This is a genomic window from Streptomyces sp. RB17, assembly GCF_009604455.1.
Classification (GTDB): domain Bacteria; phylum Actinomycetota; class Actinomycetes; order Streptomycetales; family Streptomycetaceae; genus Streptomyces.
Map to the genome: position 1 here is coordinate 40,420 of NZ_WEGL01000009.1, position 15,665 is coordinate 56,084.

General features: G+C 70.8%; 12 protein-coding genes and 1 pseudogene. 7 read left to right on the top strand and 6 right to left on the bottom strand.

The window, feature by feature from the left end:
- Positions 1–48: 48 nt before the first annotated feature.
- A complete protein-coding gene (der, locus tag SRB17_RS34000; RefSeq protein ID WP_153544264.1) occupies positions 49–1,533 on the top strand; it encodes a ribosome biogenesis GTPase Der in 1,485 nt (494 codons plus the stop codon).
- Positions 1,534–1,609: 76 nt separating this feature from the next.
- Here der and SRB17_RS34005 read toward each other — a convergent pair whose 3' ends face one another.
- Positions 1,610–2,008, bottom strand: coding sequence for a hypothetical protein (locus tag SRB17_RS34005; RefSeq protein ID WP_323376646.1), 399 nt, complete (start codon positions 2,006–2,008; stop codon positions 1,610–1,612).
- Positions 2,009–2,172: 164 nt separating this feature from the next.
- Positions 2,173–2,967 carry a hypothetical protein gene (locus tag SRB17_RS34010; protein ID WP_323376647.1) on the bottom strand — a complete coding sequence of 265 codons (795 nt, stop codon included), beginning with the start codon at positions 2,965–2,967 and terminating at the stop codon, positions 2,173–2,175.
- Positions 2,968–3,506: 539 nt separating this feature from the next.
- Between SRB17_RS34010 and SRB17_RS34015 the strand changes: the two genes are divergently transcribed.
- Positions 3,507–4,178 carry a transglycosylase family protein gene (locus SRB17_RS34015; protein ID WP_153544270.1) on the top strand — a complete coding sequence of 224 codons (672 nt, stop codon included), beginning with the start codon at positions 3,507–3,509 and terminating at the stop codon, positions 4,176–4,178.
- An 80-nt stretch (positions 4,179–4,258) separates the two neighbouring features.
- A complete protein-coding gene (locus SRB17_RS34020) occupies positions 4,259–5,305 on the top strand; it encodes a helix-turn-helix transcriptional regulator (protein WP_153544272.1) in 1,047 nt (348 codons plus the stop codon).
- Here the strand turns inward: SRB17_RS34020 and ctaD are convergent.
- Positions 5,196–6,881: pseudogene (ctaD, locus tag SRB17_RS34025) on the bottom strand (cytochrome c oxidase subunit I); the annotation flags it as partial. The gene SRB17_RS34020 and the pseudogene ctaD overlap by 110 nt on opposite strands.
- A gap of 408 nt (positions 6,882–7,289) precedes the next feature.
- On the opposite strand from ctaD, the gene SRB17_RS34030 reads away from it, so the two are divergent.
- Positions 7,290–7,505: an I78 family peptidase inhibitor gene (locus SRB17_RS34030; RefSeq protein ID WP_153544274.1), complete on the top strand. Its 216-nt coding sequence runs from the start codon at positions 7,290–7,292 to the stop codon at positions 7,503–7,505.
- Between the two features lie 96 nt (positions 7,506–7,601).
- On the opposite strand, the gene SRB17_RS34035 is transcribed toward SRB17_RS34030, so the two are convergent.
- Together SRB17_RS34035 and SRB17_RS34040 are read right to left on the bottom strand one after the other, a co-directional pair.
- Entirely contained in the window at positions 7,602–8,627 is a 1,026-nt protein-coding gene (locus SRB17_RS34035; RefSeq protein ID WP_323376648.1) for a phosphatase PAP2 family protein, read from the bottom strand.
- Between the two features lie 237 nt (positions 8,628–8,864).
- Complete coding sequence (locus SRB17_RS34040; protein ID WP_323376649.1) at positions 8,865–10,181, bottom strand: glycosyltransferase family 39 protein; 1,317 nt, start codon at positions 10,179–10,181, stop codon at positions 8,865–8,867.
- Positions 10,182–10,441: 260 nt separating this feature from the next.
- Between SRB17_RS34040 and SRB17_RS34050 the strand changes: the two genes are divergently transcribed.
- Both SRB17_RS34050 and SRB17_RS34055 read left to right on the top strand, forming a co-directional pair.
- Complete coding sequence (locus tag SRB17_RS34050) at positions 10,442–12,076, top strand: MFS transporter (RefSeq protein ID WP_153544280.1); 1,635 nt, start codon at positions 10,442–10,444, stop codon at positions 12,074–12,076.
- Positions 12,077–12,164: 88 nt separating this feature from the next.
- Complete coding sequence (locus SRB17_RS34055) at positions 12,165–13,355, top strand: acyl-CoA dehydrogenase family protein (protein WP_153544282.1); 1,191 nt, start codon at positions 12,165–12,167, stop codon at positions 13,353–13,355.
- Between the two features lie 36 nt (positions 13,356–13,391).
- Here SRB17_RS34055 and SRB17_RS34060 read toward each other — a convergent pair whose 3' ends face one another.
- Positions 13,392–13,832 (bottom strand): cell division protein SepF, encoded by a 441-nt coding sequence (locus tag SRB17_RS34060; protein WP_153544284.1) that lies wholly within the window; start codon positions 13,830–13,832, stop codon positions 13,392–13,394.
- A gap of 268 nt (positions 13,833–14,100) precedes the next feature.
- On the opposite strand from SRB17_RS34060, the gene SRB17_RS34065 reads away from it, so the two are divergent.
- A complete protein-coding gene (locus SRB17_RS34065; RefSeq protein WP_323376650.1) occupies positions 14,101–15,282 on the top strand; it encodes a DUF5685 family protein in 1,182 nt (393 codons plus the stop codon).
- Positions 15,283–15,665 lie beyond the last annotated feature (383 nt).

The window sequence follows — 15,665 nt, forward strand, 5'->3', positions numbered from 1 at the left end:
GGGGCTTTTCCACCGATCACCACGAATGAACGACGAGGTACGGACTTCATGAACGACGACATCCAGCCCGGCGACTCGGCTGAGCACGAGTACGACCACGGGGCTCTCGGCGACGCCGAGTACGCGGAGTTCATGGAGCTCGCCGCGGAAGAGGGCTTCGACATCGAGGACGTCGAGGGCGCCATCGAGGCGGCGGGCCACGGTCCGCTGCCCGTGCTCGCCGTCGTCGGCCGCCCCAATGTCGGCAAGTCGACCCTGGTCAACCGGATCATCGGCCGCCGCGAGGCGGTCGTCGAGGACAAGCCCGGTGTCACCCGCGACCGCGTCACCTACGAGGCCGAGTGGGCCGGCCGCCGCTTCAAGGTCGTCGACACCGGCGGCTGGGAGCAGGACGTCCTCGGCATCGACGCCTCCGTGGCCGCCCAGGCCGAGTACGCGATCGAGGCGGCCGACGCGGTGGTCTTCGTCGTGGACGCCAAGGTCGGCGCGACCGACACCGACGAGGCGGTCGTACGGCTGCTGCGCAAGGCCGGCAAGCCGGTTGTGCTGTGCGCCAACAAGGTCGACGGCCCGAGCGGCGAGGCCGACGCGGCCTACCTGTGGAGCCTCGGCCTCGGCGAGCCGCACCCCGTCTCGGCACTGCACGGCCGCGGCACCGGCGACATGCTGGACGCCGTCCTGGAGGTGCTGCCGGACGCGCCGCGCGAGACCTTCGGCGGAGCCGGCATCGGCGGCCCGCGCCGCATCGCGCTCATCGGCCGCCCGAACGTCGGCAAGTCCTCCCTGCTGAACAAGGTGGCCGGCGAGGAGCGTGCGGTCGTCAACGAGCTGGCGGGCACCACCCGTGACCCGGTCGACGAGCTGATCGAGCTGGGCGGCGTGACCTGGAAGTTCGTCGACACGGCGGGCATCCGCAAGCGCGTCCACCTCCAGCAGGGCGCCGACTACTACGCCTCCCTGCGCACCGCCGCCGCGGTGGAGAAGGCGGAGGTCGCCGTCATCCTGATCGACGCCTCCGAGAACATCTCCGTGCAGGACCAGCGGATCGTCACCATGGCCGTCGAGGCGGGCCGCGCTGTGGTCATCGCCTACAACAAGTGGGACACCCTCGACGAGGAGCGCCGCTACTACCTGGAGCGGGAGATCGAGACCGAGCTGGGCCAGGTCGCCTGGGCCCCGCGGGTGAACGTCTCGGCGCGCACCGGCCGCCACATGGAGAAGCTGGTCCCGGCGATCGAGACCGCCCTCGCCGGCTGGGAGACCCGCGTGCCCACCGGCCGCCTCAACGCCTTCCTCGGCGAGCTGGTCTCGGCCCATCCGCACCCGATCCGGGGCGGCAAGCAGCCGCGCATCCTGTTCGGAACCCAGGCCGGCACCAAGCCCCCGCGCTTCGTCCTCTTCGCCTCCGGCTTCATCGAGGCCGGCTACCGGCGTTTCATCGAGCGCCGCCTGCGCGAGGAGTTCGGCTTCGACGGCACCCCGATCCACATCTCGGTGCGGGTGCGCGAGAAGCGCGGCGCGAAGAAGAAGTAACGGCGGTACGACGTGAAGGGCGGCCCCTGGTCCTCCAGGGGCCGCCCTTCACGCCGTGTCCCCGGCACTCGCCCCGTCACACGCCCCGGCGCGGCCCCGGAGGCAGCGCCGCCGGAACGTGCTGCATCCCGGAGTCCTGCTGCCGCCCCAGCGTGCCCACCCGCTGCCACTGCGAGTGCTGCCGCGCGCTGTACGCGCCCGCGCTGTAGGCGCTGTACGAGCTGCTGAACGACCCCGCCCGATGGCCCCCGTAGCCGCCCGTTCGGTCCGGAAGCTGCCCGAAGGGGCTGAACGCCAGCTCCTCCTCCCCGCTCCGGTCGCCCGGCAGCGTACGGAAGGTCTTGACCCACTCCGCGTAGAGCGAGTCGTAGATCGGCGTGGCCGAGGCAGCACCGCCCGCCTCCTGCGCCAACCGGGCAGAGGGAACGGAGACGAAGGTGGACCGGCGAGGAGGGGGAGCGTCGTATGTGTGCACGTATGTCCAAACGACGGCGTCCCTGAAGAGATGCGGTTCTGCAGCATGCCTTTAGGGACGCGGGGGCTGTGTGGATATGCGGCTCCGCCGCGTGGGCGCGAGCAGCCACAGCGCACGCGCACGCGCGAACGCGCCGCAGCTCCCCACCCACCGGGCGAAAAGAGTCACGTACCCGCGAGAGGGAGCGCCGCCGCGACCAGCTTCCCGTTCGCCGCCGCCTTGTCGAGAGACTCCCGCAGCAGATCCTCCCGCGGCTGCCGCCCGATGGACCCCACCGGCGCCGCGAACAGAAGCACCTGCTGGTGCTTGTTCGCGGCGGCCCGCCAGCTGTCCGTGACCTGCAGCGGCTGATGCGCCTGCCACCAGGCCACCGGCTGCCCGCCGTTCGCCGACGGCTGCAGCACCGCGTGCAGCTGGCCCACGGCGAGCAGCACCGACCAGCCGTGCAGCACCGGCGGCACGGACGCCAGCTCGGTCAGCGGCATGAACCCCTGCTCGATGAGCAGCGGAAGGAAGTCGTCGCCGGCCCCGGTGGAGCCCGGCCGCACGATCGGCGAGGTCGGTTCGACGACGAGCGCGGGGTGCAACTCGCCCTCGATCAGGACGAGTCCGCTGGTCACGCCGAGCACCGCCTGCTCGGGCACGGCCCTGTGCGGCTCGCCCGCGGCAGCGGAGCCCGCGGCGACGCCGCCGATGGACCGGACGGCGCCCCGCAGCTGCTCCTCGGTGACCTGGACGACCTGCGAGGGCAGGCAGCTGGCGTGGGCGAAGGCGAGGACGGCGGTCTCGTCGCCGACGAACAGAACGGTGCTGGTGCGCTCCTGCTCGGAGTCGCCCGGGGTGCGACAGGACGTGCAGTCGTAACTGCCCGGGGCGTTCTCTCCGGCGAGCAGCCGGTCGGCTTCTTCATCGCCGATCTCGGCGCGTACGGCGTCACTGACGTCGAGCATGCGCGGCACGGTGGCTCCCTCGGGATGCGTGCTGGGGTCGGCCGGGTGGCTCCCGGCCGCTGAGTCCCGGGGTTCCGGGCTCATGAAGAAGACAACGGACGTCCTGTGGTAGGGGTCACGCTCCGGGGACAATCGGTTCGAACCAACCAGCGCTCACGGTCACCAACGGTCCGGAATCCGCTACTCCCGGTCAACTCGTCGCCAAGTCAAGGAACTTGGATGGGTGAAGTGGGTCACAGATCGCTTCAGTCGTTGGTCGATAAATCAGGAAATCATCGCATGTAGTGGGTGGCCGGAAATCGCCGATACCCGCGGTAACCGGCAACTGGCCTCGAATGACAGGAGGTTGGTTGATTCCGACCGCTCGTCCTCCCTACATTCCTCCGCCGTGTGCAACGAGCACCGCTCGGGTACGTCCGACGCCCGGCACCGGCACAGCACCAGCGCCGGCACCGGTCACGCGGACGGGGCGGGCACGAGCGACCGCGGTCCTGCGCGGCGAGGCGTGCTCCGCCCGGGGGAGCCCGGGTTAGTGGAGAGGGAATTACATGTCCGAGTGTGCCGATACCACCCGCAACACCGCCCGTCCCGAGGGCGCCCGCAAGGGCCGTACGACCGCGGCGCTGGCCGGAGCCGTGCTGCTGGCCCCGCTGGGACTGCTCGCCGCCACCGGCAACGCCGCCGCGGCGGACAACGGAGTGTGGGACCGCATCGCCCAGTGCGAGAGCGGCGGCAACTGGCACATCAACACCGGCAACGGCTACTACGGAGGGCTCCAGTTCTCCGCCGGCACCTGGCGCGCGTACGGCGGCGCCGCCTACGCCCCGACGGCCGACCAGGCCTCCAGGAGCGCCCAGATCGCCGTCGCCACCAAGGTCCAGCAGGCCCAGGGCTGGGGCGCCTGGCCGGTCTGCTCGGCCCGCGCCGGAGCCTCCGGCGCCGCTCCCGCGGCGGCGCACACAACTTCCTCCGGTACGGCGGCCCCGAAGGGCGGCGTGACGACGAAGTCCGCCCCGGCGAAGACGCCGGAGCGCCCGGCCGGCCACACCAACCGCAGTGAGTCCCGCGGCACGGGTGACTACACCGTCCGCGAGGGCGACACCCTGAGCGCCATCGCCGAGCGGCACGGGACCACCTGGCAGCGGATCTACGCCGCCAACAAGAAGGTCATCGGCGACGACCCCGACCTGATCGTGCCCGGCCAGCGCCTCGCGCTCTGAGCGACCGAGCACTCGCACCAGGAACAGCCGCTGTCCGTCGAGGACAGCGGCTGTCCGCCATCCCTGACAGACTCGGCCCCATGTTGGAGACCTCGGCACGTCTGCTGCGGCTGCTCTCGCTGCTCCAGGCCCACCGCGAGTGGTCCGGCGCCGAACTCGCCGACCGGCTCGGCGTCACGACGCGTACGGTCCGCCGGGACGTGGACCGGCTGCGCGAGCTGGGCTACCCGGTCAACGCCAGCCCCGGTACCGGCGGCGGCTACCAGCTGGGCGCGGGCGCCGAACTCCCGCCGCTGCTGCTGGACGACGACGAGGCCGTTGCGGTGGCCGTCGGCCTGCGCACCGCCGCCGGGCAGGGCATCGAGGGCATCGGCGAGACCTCCGTACGCGCCCTCGCCAAGCTCGAACAGGTGCTGCCGGGCCGGCTGCGCCGCCGGGTGAGCGCCCTGAACACCTTCACGGTGCCGATGCTGCGCGGCGGCCCGCCGGCCGCGGACGTCGACCCGGCGCTCCTGACCGAACTGGCCAACCTGTGCCGGGACACCGAACGGCTGCGCTTCGCGTACCGCACGCACGACGGCGCCGACAGCCGCCGTACCGTCGAGCCGCACCGGCTGGTGTGCACCGAGCGGCGCTGGTACCTGGTCGCATGGGACACCGACCGGGCGGACTGGCGCACCTTCCGCGTCGATCGCATCACCCCCAGGCCGCCGCACGGGCCCCGCTTCACCCCGCGCGAGCCCCCGGCCGAGGATCTGGCCGCCTATGTCTCCAAGGGCGTCTCCACGCGCGCGTACGCCACGCACTCCGCCGTACGGCTGCTGGTGCCGCTGCACGAGGCCGCGGAGCGGATCTCGCCGTCGGCCGGGACGCTGGAGGCGGACGGGGAGGACGCCTGCATCCTGCGCAGCGGAGCGCCGAACCTCGAGGTGATGGTCATCCACATCATGATGACCGGCTTCCCGTTCGAGGTGATCGAGCCCGCCGGGCTGACCGAGGAGATCAGGAGGATCCGGGACCGGCTCGACGCGGCTCTGGCACGGACCGCGGCTCCTGCTCCTGCGCCGCGTACTCCGGGTGATGCAGGTCGAACGCCGGGGACTCCGAGCGGATCCGGGGCAGCGTGACGAAGTTGTGCCGGGGCGGCGGGCAGGAGGTCGCCCACTCCAGCGAGCGGCCGTAGCCCCAGGGGTCGTCGGTCTCGACCTTCTCGCCGTACTTGGCGGTCTTCCAGACGTTGTAGAGGAACGGCAGCGTCGACAGGCCCAGCAGGAACGCGCCGATCGACGAGACCGTGTTGAGCGCGGTGAAGCCGTCGGCCGCCAGATAGTCGGCGTACCGACGGGGCATGCCCTCGGCGCCCAGCCAGTGCTGCATCAGGAACGTGGTGTGGAAGCCGACGAACAAGGTCCAGAACTGGATCTTCCCGAGCCGCTCGTCCAGCATCTTCCCGGTGAACTTCGGCCACCAGAAGTAGAAGCCGCCGAACACCGCGAAGACGACCGTGCCGAACACGACGTAGTGGAAGTGCGCGACGACGAAGTACGAGTCCGTGACATGGAAGTCCAGCGGCGGGGACGCCAGGATCACCCCGGTCAGGCCGCCGAACAGGAACGTCACCAGGAAGCCCGTCGCCCACAGCATCGGTGTCTCGAAGGACAGCGAGCCGCCCAGCATCGTGCCGGCCCAGTTGAAGAACTTCACGCCCGTCGGCACCGCGATCAGGAACGACATGAAGGAGAAGAACGGCAGCAACACCGCACCCGTGGCGAACATGTGGTGCGCCCACACCACCACCGACAGCCCGGTGATCGCCGTCGTCGCGGCGACCAGCGTCAGATAGCCGAAGATCGGCTTACGGCTGAACACCGGGATGATCTCCGTGATGATCCCGAAGAACGGCAGCGCGATGATGTACACCTCGGGATGCCCGAAGAACCAGAACAGGTGCTGCCACAGCAGCGCCCCGCCGTTCGCCGCCTCGAACACCTGCGAGCCGAACCGCCGGTCCGCCTCCAGCACCAGCAGTGCTGCCGCCAGCACCGGGAACGCCAGCAGGATCAGGATCGACGTGAACAGCGTGTTCCAGGTGAAGATCGGCATCCGGAACATCGTCATGCCCGGCGCGCGCATCCCGACGATGGTGGTGATGAAGTTGACCGCGCCGAGGATCGTCCCGAAGCCCGACAGCGCCAGCCCCATGATCCACAGGTCCGGACCGACGCCGGGTGAGTGCAGGGAGTTGTTGAGGGGCGCGTAGGCGAACCAGCCGAAGGCCGCCGGCCCGTCCGGAGTGAACAACGAGCCGAGCACGATCAGCCCGCCGAAGGCGAACAGCCAGTACGACAGCATGTTCAGGCGCGGGAACGCCACGTCCGGCGCGCCGATCTGCAACGGCATCAGCTCGTTGGCGAAGCCCGCGAAGCTCGGGGTCGCGAAGAGCAGCAGCATGATCGTGCCGTGCAGCGTGAACAGCTGGTTGTACTCCTCGTTGCTCATGATCTGCAGCCCCGGCCGGGCCAGTTCGGCGCGCATCAGCAGCGCCATGACCCCGCCGGCCAGGAAGAAGCCGAACGCCGTGATCAGGTACAGATGCCCGATCTTCTTGTGGTCGGTGGTGGTGAGCCAGTCGACCACCACCCGGCCGGCCCGGTTCCTGCCGCGCACCGGCCCTGCCGCCGCCCCTACGGTCTCGGTCCCCATCGCTCGCTCGCCCCTTCGCATCGTCGCGCTCGGGCCCGCCGGCCCGCGTACCCGCGGGCCGGCGCCATGATGCTCGCGGGGTCACCCGCTCCGACAGGGTGCGTACGGCGGTGATGTGCTGAATCCGTGAAAATTCCTATGCGGCGTCAGGTGCCCGGGCATCGCTGCCGGATTGCGCGCGGAATCACTCCCCTGGACGCCTCCGGATCCCGGCGGCGGAGCTTTCCGCGGGTAATTCGACGGGCTGCGCAGGGGCGCGGTGAATTCTGTTCGATTACCCCGGTGCCCGCTGCGGAAACGCCCGTACGTGTGACTGAGTTCGAAGGAAACGAGGCCGGGCGGCTGTGACAGAAGTGTGACGGGAGCCTGATACGACTCTTACCTTGTGCTGCGCGGTAGCGTGGCGGCATGGCACCGATTCCCACTCCGCCAGCGGAGCCCCAGGACAGTCCGGACGGGTACGTCGGCCTCGACGCCGCGCATGCCGAGCGGCTCGCTCGGGAGCGGGGGTGGTCGACGGTACGGTCGCTGCCGCCGGGCGCGATCATCACCATGGAGTACCGGGTGGGGCGGCTGAACTTCGAGGTGCGGGAGGGCGTGGTGGCCCGCGCCTGGAAGGGGTAGCGCTCCGCTGGGTTCCACCGACGTCGAAGGCCCCGTTTCCCTCCTCCGGGAAGCGGGGCCTTCGTGTGCGTGCCGTTGTGCGTACCGGTCTCCGCGTCAGCCGCCCGTCAGTGGCCGGGCCGGCTGGGGCGTGCCGCGCGGGCGGTGGTCGGTCTGGGGTGGGCGGCGGCTGCCCGCCGGGGTGACCGGGGTGCGTTCCGAGCGGGTGGTGTGCGGTCCCGGCGCCAGATGCGCCAGCCCTCTGGAGGCACGGGTCGAGGCGACCGGCTCGCGCGCCGGGGCCGGCTGCTCGGCCGGTGTGCCGAGCGGCCTGAGCACCACCGGCGTGACCGGCACGGCCGGTTCGGGCACGGGACGGCCGCGGCGGGCGCGCCAGCGGTCGCGCAGATCGAACAGCGCGGTCTCGGACTTGGCGATCAGCGGCTCGAACCACGGCAGGGCGAGCAGGATCAGCAGACCCGCGGCCCAGCCCAGCAGCACGTCGCTCAGCCAGTGCGTACCGAGGTAGACGGTGGTCATGCCAACGCCGAGCGAGGTGACCGCGGACAGCGCCGACAGCCAGCGGCGCGCTCTCGGGGTGGAGGCCAGATAGGCCAGGATGCCCCAGGTCACGACCGCGTTGGCGGTGTGGCCGCTGGGGAATATATCGCCGCCCCGCATCATCTCGTTCGAGCCGATCACGGTCGCGTAGTGCGGACCGAGGCGCCCCATGCCGTACTTGGCGGCGCCGACCGTGATGTTCAGCAGCAGCAGCGAGGCGGCCAGGGTGAGCAGCGGGCGGAGGGTGTGCTGCCGCCAGGAGCGCCAGCCGAGCCAGGCCGCGACCATCACCGCGGTGGGGCCGCGCTGGCCGAGCACCACGTAGTAGTCGAGGAAGGCGTGGATCTGCGGCCACTGCTGGTACGGCCGGAAGAACATGACCTGCCAGTCGAGCCGGACCAGCCAGGACGTGATCACCACGGCCCACACGATCGCCAGGTAGAAAGCCAGGGTCGCGGTGAACAGAACGACCCGGTGCCGGCTCATCCTTGGCACATCGATGTGGGCCGGTCGTTCCGGCTCACGGTCGAGTCTGGCGAACACCCGGTCCAGACGCCGGGTGAGGTTTCGTTCGGTACGCACCCAATCGACGTTACAGCGAGTGAGCTGTGTTCCCGGTCGAAACAGCGGGTTTGTGATGACGATGTGATGTGGGAAACCTCTCAAGGGTGGCCCGAATTCCAGGCATTCCGCAATCCTGTGAGGCGGTTCCCTTCAATTCCTTTGATCATGCCGGGCGTTGTTTATATGGCGCTTATGAATGCGTTAACCCGGTCCTGGCGTGGAATTTTCCGGAGCGTCATCGGCCGTCGATGTCGATCATGGGGGACCGGATCCGTTCAGCCAGAACGCCCCGTAGACCGCCGTGGCGGCCGCCAACCCGGCCGTGACCAGCACGGATCGGGACGTGCGCAGCCGGGCGAGGGCGCAGGCGAGCGGCAGCAGCACGGGGAAGGCGGGCATCAGCAGCCGCGGCTTGGAGCCGAAGTAGCTCGACGCGCACAGGGCGAGGGCGAGGACGACACCCGTGTACACCAGCAGTTCGATCGGTTGGCGCCGGCGGACACCGGTTACGTACAGCCAGAGCAGCAGGGCCACCCCGATGATCAGTCCGACGCCGGCGAACGCGGACGGAAATGACGTGAACTTGTCGGCCACGAAGCGCGCGAACGCATAGCCGCCGTCGAACCCGTTGCGCCATCCGGCCTGAACGTCCAGGTATCCGAGCAATCCCTTCCCCGTGCGCCGGCCGACCCAGAGCACATAACCGGCGGCGCCGAGCGGAGCGAGAAGCATGCCGAGCGCACGGCGCCATGCGGGGGCGGGTGGGGCGGCGGGGGCTCGGGTGACTGCTGGGAGCTCAAGAGCATGTGGGTGGTGCGAAGCAGTGTCTGCGCCCGGTGTGCGCGCGGAGGCTCGTGTGACATCGGATGCGCCGGGTGTGCGCGCCGGGGTGTGATCGTCGTCGTACGCGCCGGGCGCGCGCATCGCGCTCCGGTCCCGTACGAAGGAGAGCACGCCCGCGACCCACACCGCCGCGACCACCGCCGCCCCCACCGGCCGGGTCAGCCCGGCCAGCGCCGCCAGCGTGCCCGCGGTGATCCAGCGGCCCGTCAGCAGCGCGTACAGCGACCAGGCCGCCAGCGCCGTGAACAACGACTCGCTGTACGCCATCGACTGCACGATCCCGACCGGCAGTACCGCCCACAGCAGGACGGCGCAGATCCCCACCCGGGGGCCGTACACCCGCTCGGCGACGGCGAAGATCCCGCAGGCCGCCGCGAGCGAGGCGAGCAGGCTGACGACGAAACCGGCGTCCGCGTACGACAGCGGCGTGACCGCGTGCCCCAGCCGCTCCAGCCACGGCAGCAGCGGAAAGAACGCCAGATTGGAGTGCACGTCGCCGTTCGGCAGCCGCACCTCGTAGCCGTACCCCAGCTCGGCGACCCGGGTGTACCACAGCGAGTCCCAGCGGGCGGTCAGCACGGTGTACGCGCTCTTGCCGCGCGCGGCGCTCCACAGCGCCAGCACGACCAGCCCCAGAGCGCGGACCGCCGCATAGCCCAGGAGGGCCGGGGCCGCCCGGCGCAGAAGGGGGGCGTGGGGTGGGGCCACGCGCGTGTCAAGATCGGTCACGGACCCGATTATCGACGGGCACCGGAACCGGAACGGCCCCCGGGGCGTGGTCAAGAGCGAACGATGTGGTGTACGCCACACGGGTTCCGTCCCGCGTGTGAGAGGTCCGCCACGTGACCCCGTGGTGAACTCGCGTAGGCTGACGAGTCACCCGCTTGGGTTTGCGCGGGCCGGAGACACCGCTCCTCTCCGGCCGTACGACAGGGGAGTCCCCACCCCGTCGGTCCGCACCTCGCGAGGCACATCTGGGAGGTACGTACATGTCCGGGACGACCACGGCTGCCGTACGGCCGCGCCGTCGGACGGCCGGGCCCGGTGCCAACCGCTGGGTCGTCCTCGTCGTCCTGTGCGTCAGCCTGCTGCTCGTCGCCCTCGACGCGACCGTGCTGCACGTGGCGGTGCCCGCCGTCACCGAGGACCTCAAACCCAGTGCCATAGAACTGCTCTGGATCGTCGACGTCTATCCGCTGGCCTGCGCCTCGTTGCTGATCCTCTTCGGCACCCTCGGCGACCGGGTCGGCCGCAGACGCGTCCTGCTGCTCGGCTACGGCCTGTTCGGCGTCGCCTCCGCCGTGGCCGCGCTCGCGCAGACGGCCGAGATGCTGATCCTCGCCCGCGCGCTGCTCGGCGTCGGCGGCGCCATGATCATGCCCGCGACGCTGTCGATCCTGCGTCAGGTCTTCCCCGACCGGCGCGAGCGCGCGCTCGCGATCGGCCTCTGGAGCGCGGTGGCCGCCGTCGGCGCGGCCGTCGGACCGCTGCTCGGCGGCTTCCTGCTGGAGCACTTCTGGTGGGGCGCGGTCTTCCTCATCAACATTCCGCTGATGCTGGTCAGCCTCCCGGTGGGCCGGATCCTGCTGCCCGAGTCCCGCGGTGACCGGCGCGGCCCCTGGGATGTCACCGGCGCCCTGATGGCGGCCGGCGGCCTCTTCGGTGTCGTACTCGGCGTGAAGCGGCTGGGCGGCGGAGAGGCGTCGGCGAGTCCTTTCACCGTGCTGCCGCTGCTGGTCGGCGCGGCCCTCCTCGTCCTCTTCGTCCGGCGGCAGCGCAGGCTTCCGCATCCGCTGGCCGATCTGCGGATGTTCCGCAGGCCGGCGTTCAGCACCTCGGTCGGCTGCATCGTGCTGGCGATGCTCGCGCTCGTCGGCCTGGAGCTGATCGCCGCCCAGTACTTGCAACTGGTGCTCGGCCTCTCCCCGCTGCAGACCGGCCTGCGGCTGCTGCCCCTGACCGTCGCGGCGATGGCGGCGGGCCTGGCGGGCGCGCGGATGCTGCGCCGCTTCGGGCCGCGCCGGATGGTCTGCTTCGGCTTCTGCCTCACCGCCGTCGCGGTCCTGACACTCACCGCGATGGGAGAGGACGACAACGCACCGCTGCTGCTCTCCGGTTTCGTCCTGCTCGGCTTCGGTCTGGAGACCACGCTCTTCGGGGCCTACGAGTCGATGCTCAGCGAGTCCCCGGCCGACCAGGCCGGCGGCGCGGCGGCGATCGGTGAGACGTCGTACCAACTCGGCGCCGGCATCGGCATCGCGCTGCTCGGCAGCGTGATGAACGCCGCCTACGCGCCGCATCTGCGCTCGGTGCCGGGCGTTCCGCGGCAGGCCTCGGACGCGGCCGGGCACTCGCTCGGCGAGGCCTACGACGTCGCCGGACGGCTGGGCGGGTCCACCGGGGCGGCGCTGCGCCGGGTCGCCCGGGACGCCTTCGTGCACGGGCTGCATGTGACGCTGCTGGTGAGCGCGGGGCTGTTGCTGCTGGGCGCGGCGATGGCGCTGCGGCTGCCGCGGGTCATGCAGTGCGCGGAACCGGTGGAACCTGCAGAGACGGTGGAGGCGGTGGAGGCCGTGGAACTGCCCGCGCAGCGGGACGTCGCGGAGTCCCGCGTCTCGGCCTGACGTACTGGACGTGCGGGACACCGCGCCGTAACGTCGGCGGCACATATGTGATTAGCAGTGCTAGTTTTCTGTGTGCCGGAGGGTGTCCATGTCCGCGTCCGCGAAGTTGCCCCCTTTCGATCCCGCCGACCCGCTCGGGATCGACGACCTGCTGGAGCCCGAAGACCTGGCCGTGCGGGACACCGTGCGGGCCTGGGCGGCGGACCGGGTGCTGCCGTTCGTCGCCGAGTGGTACGAGAAGGGGGAGCTGCCCGGCATCCGTGAGCTCGCGAAGGAGCTCGGCGGGATCGGGGCGCTCGGGATGTCGCTCAGCGGATACGGGTGCGCGGGGGCCAGTGCCGTGCAGTACGGGCTGGCCTGCCTGGAATTGGAGGCCGCCGACTCCGGGATCCGGTCCCTCGTCTCCGTGCAGGGCTCCCTCGCCATGTACGCGATCCACCGGTTCGGCAGCGAGGAGCAGAAGCAGCAGTGGCTGCCGCGTATGGCGGCCGGCGAGGTGATCGGCTGCTTCGGGCTGACCGAGCCCGACCACGGCTCCGACCCCGCCTCGATGCGCACGCACGCCAAGCGCGACGGCGGGGACTGGGTGCTGAACGGCCGCAAGATGTGGATCACCAACGGATCGGTCGCCGGCGTGGCCGTCGTCTGGGCGCAGACCGAGGACGGCATCCGCGGCTTCGTCGTCCCGACCGACTCCACCGGCTTCTCGGCGCCGGAGATCAAGCACAAGTGGTCCCTGCGCGCCTCCGTCACCAGCGAACTCGTGATGGACGACGTACGACTGCCCGCAGCCGCCGTACTCCCGGAGGTCGCCGGACTGCGCGGACCGCTCAGCTGTCTGTCCCATGCCCGGTACGGCATCGTCTGGGGTGCGATGGGCGCGGCGCGCAGCAGCTTCGAGGCGGCGGTCGACTACGCGAAGACGCGGGAGCAGTTCGGGCGGCCCATCGGCGGCTTCCAGCTCACCCAGGCCAAGCTCGCCGACATGGCGGTGGAACTGCACAAGGGGATCCTGCTCGCCCATCATCTGGGGCGGCGGATGGACGCCGGCCGCCTGCGTCCCGAGCAGGTCAGCTTCGGCAAGCTCAACAACGTCCGCGAGGCCATCGAGATCTGCCGTACGGCGCGGACGATCCTCGGCGCCAACGGGATCTCCCTCGAGTACCCCGTGATGCGGCACGCGACGAACCTCGAGTCGGTGCTCACCTACGAGGGCACCGTCGAGATGCACCAGCTCGTGCTGGGCAAGGCGCTCACCGGGCTCGACGCCTTCCGGTGAGCACCGGGGCGGGCAGGGCCGGTGAGCGGCCCTGCCTCAGCTCTGGTTGAAGAAGCCGTCCTCGCGGTGCGAGGAGGCGTCCCCGCTGATGATCTGGGTGTCGGCCGGCGTGAGCAGGAACACCCGGTTGGACACGCGGTCGATCGAGCCGCGCAGACCGAAGATGAGCCCCGCCGCGAAGTCCACGACCCGCTTGGCGTCACCGGGCTCCATGTTGGTGAGGTTCATGATGACCGGGACCCCGTCCCGGAACAGCTCGCCGATGGCGCGGGCGTCCCGGAAGCTGTCCGGGGTGACCGTGCCGATCCGGCGGCCCTTCTCCTCGGCCGTGTCCGAGGCCACCTTCACCCGCGGGTCGGTGACCCAGGCGGCGTCCCCGGATTCGGAGCCCTCGGAGTACTCGTCGTCGTAGTAACGCTCGTCATCGTTGTCGTCGACGAGGCCGAGCCACGCACTCGCCTTGCGTACCGATCCCATGGACGCCTCCTCTCACAGCGGTCTTTTTCTGCTTTCCGCGTCCCTATGGTCATCCATGATGCGGACGGCGCGCCAAGTGGATAGACGCCGCGCGGGGGGTTTGTGACGGTACTGGTGCACAGCCGATCCGTCGAGAGTCCTTGTGTCCCAAGGGTCGCAACACATACGGCTGCTGACTGAGAGTGAAATATGATAGTCGTCGGCGGATGGGTGATGATCGGTGCGTCCGGGTGAACCTCAACGTCGTACCACATCACGGGGGATCGTCGTGTTCGGAATCGTCAGACCGTGCTCTCATCGGCTCGGTGAAAGCCTCAAGGCCGAGTGGATGGCGCACTTGTGCGGGCTCTGCCTCGCCCTGCGCCGCGACCACGGACAGCTCGCGCGTGTCGTGACGAACTATGACGGCCATCTCATATCGGTCCTGACGGAGGCTCAGACCGGGCGGACCGCCCGCGGCCGCCGCACGGCCGGGCCGTGCGCGCTGCGCGGGATGCGCACCGCGTCCGTCGCCCGGGGCGAGGGCGCCCGGCTCGCCGCCGCCGTCTCGTTGGTGCTCGCCGCGGCGAAGGTGCGCGACCATGTCGCCGACCGGGACGGACTGCTGGCCCGCCGGCCCATGGCCGTCGCCGCGCGCCGGGTCGCCGCGGGCTGGGGCAGGGCCGGCGCCCACAGCGGCGCCGCGGTCGGCTTCGACACGGGCGTCCTCGTCGATGCCGTCGACAGGCAACTCGGCCTGGAGACCCTCGCCGGGTACGGCACCCCGATCCTGACGGTCACCGAGCCGACCGAGACCGCGACCGCCGCCGCCTTCGCCCACACCGCGGTGCTGGCCGGACGGCCGGGCAACGCGACCGCGCTCGCGGAGGCGGGCCGGCTCTTCGGCCGGCTCGCGCATCTGCTGGACGCCGTGGAGGACCAGGAGGCCGACGCCGCGTCGGGCGCCTGGAACCCCCTCACCGCCACCGGCACCTCCCGGACCGAGGCCCGCCGGCTCGCCGACGACGCCCTGCACGGCATCCGGCTCGCCCTGCGCGAGGCCGAGTTCGCCCACGGCAGGCTGGTCCATCTGCTGCTCGTGCACGAACTGGAGCGCTCCGTGGACCGCGCGTTCGGCACGCGCGCGTGCGGACACGCGCCCGAAGCCTCCTTCGGACCGCCGCCCGGCCACCACGCGCCGAACGCGCCGGGCCACCCGTACGGCAACCCCTTCGGCGGGCAGCCGCCGCGTCCCGACAAGCGGGGCTTCTGGGCCGGCTGCGCGGCCGCCCTCGGCCTGTGCTGCACCTGCAAGGTGTGCTGCGCCGACGAGTTCGAGGGTCCCTGGTCGCGGAAGAAGCGCGAGGGCGCTTGCGCCAACTGCGACTGTGACTGCGACTGGTCGTGCTGCGAGGCCTGTGAGTGCTGCGAGTGTTGTGAGTGCTGCTCGTGCTGTGACTGCGGGCTGTGACCGTCCCGCTCGGTTCGCTTGATTCCGGCGGGCTGTGCAGCGTGCGAGGGGAGGGGTGCGCGTGTGAAGGCGAGGAAAAAGAGCGAAGGTGCTTGCCCGGAGGCCGGGCGCCCGCAGGGGGTCGGCTCAACAGGAAGAGGACCACACGCGACCGAAGTCGATGTGGGAGCGCGTGACCAGCCACTGCTGTGGATGCATGGGCCAAGTGGAACAGGCATCCGGTTCCGCGTCAACTGACCTGAGACGTACGGCTCACAGTGTGGACACGGGCTCACAGTGTGGACACGCTTGACAGACGCGGCAAACGCCCACGTACTCTCGGTGCACGGCCCTGCTGAGGGGCTCGGCCGTACCCGCGCCGCACGGCGCGCCCGTGTGAAGGC

Bases quoted from the DNA above. Each gene is read 5' to 3' on its own strand.
- der (WP_153544264.1), top strand. From the start codon at position 49: ATGAACGACGACATCCAGCCCGGCGACTCGGCTGAGCACGAGTACGAC.
- SRB17_RS34015 (WP_153544270.1), top strand. From the start codon at position 3,507: ATGTCCGAGTGTGCCGATACCACCCGCAACACCGCCCGTCCCGAGGGC.
- SRB17_RS34020 (WP_153544272.1), top strand. From the start codon at position 4,259: ATGTTGGAGACCTCGGCACGTCTGCTGCGGCTGCTCTCGCTGCTCCAG.
- SRB17_RS34030 (WP_153544274.1), top strand. From the start codon at position 7,290: ATGGCACCGATTCCCACTCCGCCAGCGGAGCCCCAGGACAGTCCGGAC.
- SRB17_RS34050 (WP_153544280.1), top strand. From the start codon at position 10,442: ATGTCCGGGACGACCACGGCTGCCGTACGGCCGCGCCGTCGGACGGCC.
- SRB17_RS34055 (WP_153544282.1), top strand. From the start codon at position 12,165: ATGTCCGCGTCCGCGAAGTTGCCCCCTTTCGATCCCGCCGACCCGCTC.
- SRB17_RS34060 (WP_153544284.1), bottom strand. From the start codon at position 13,832: ATGGGATCGGTACGCAAGGCGAGTGCGTGGCTCGGCCTCGTCGACGAC.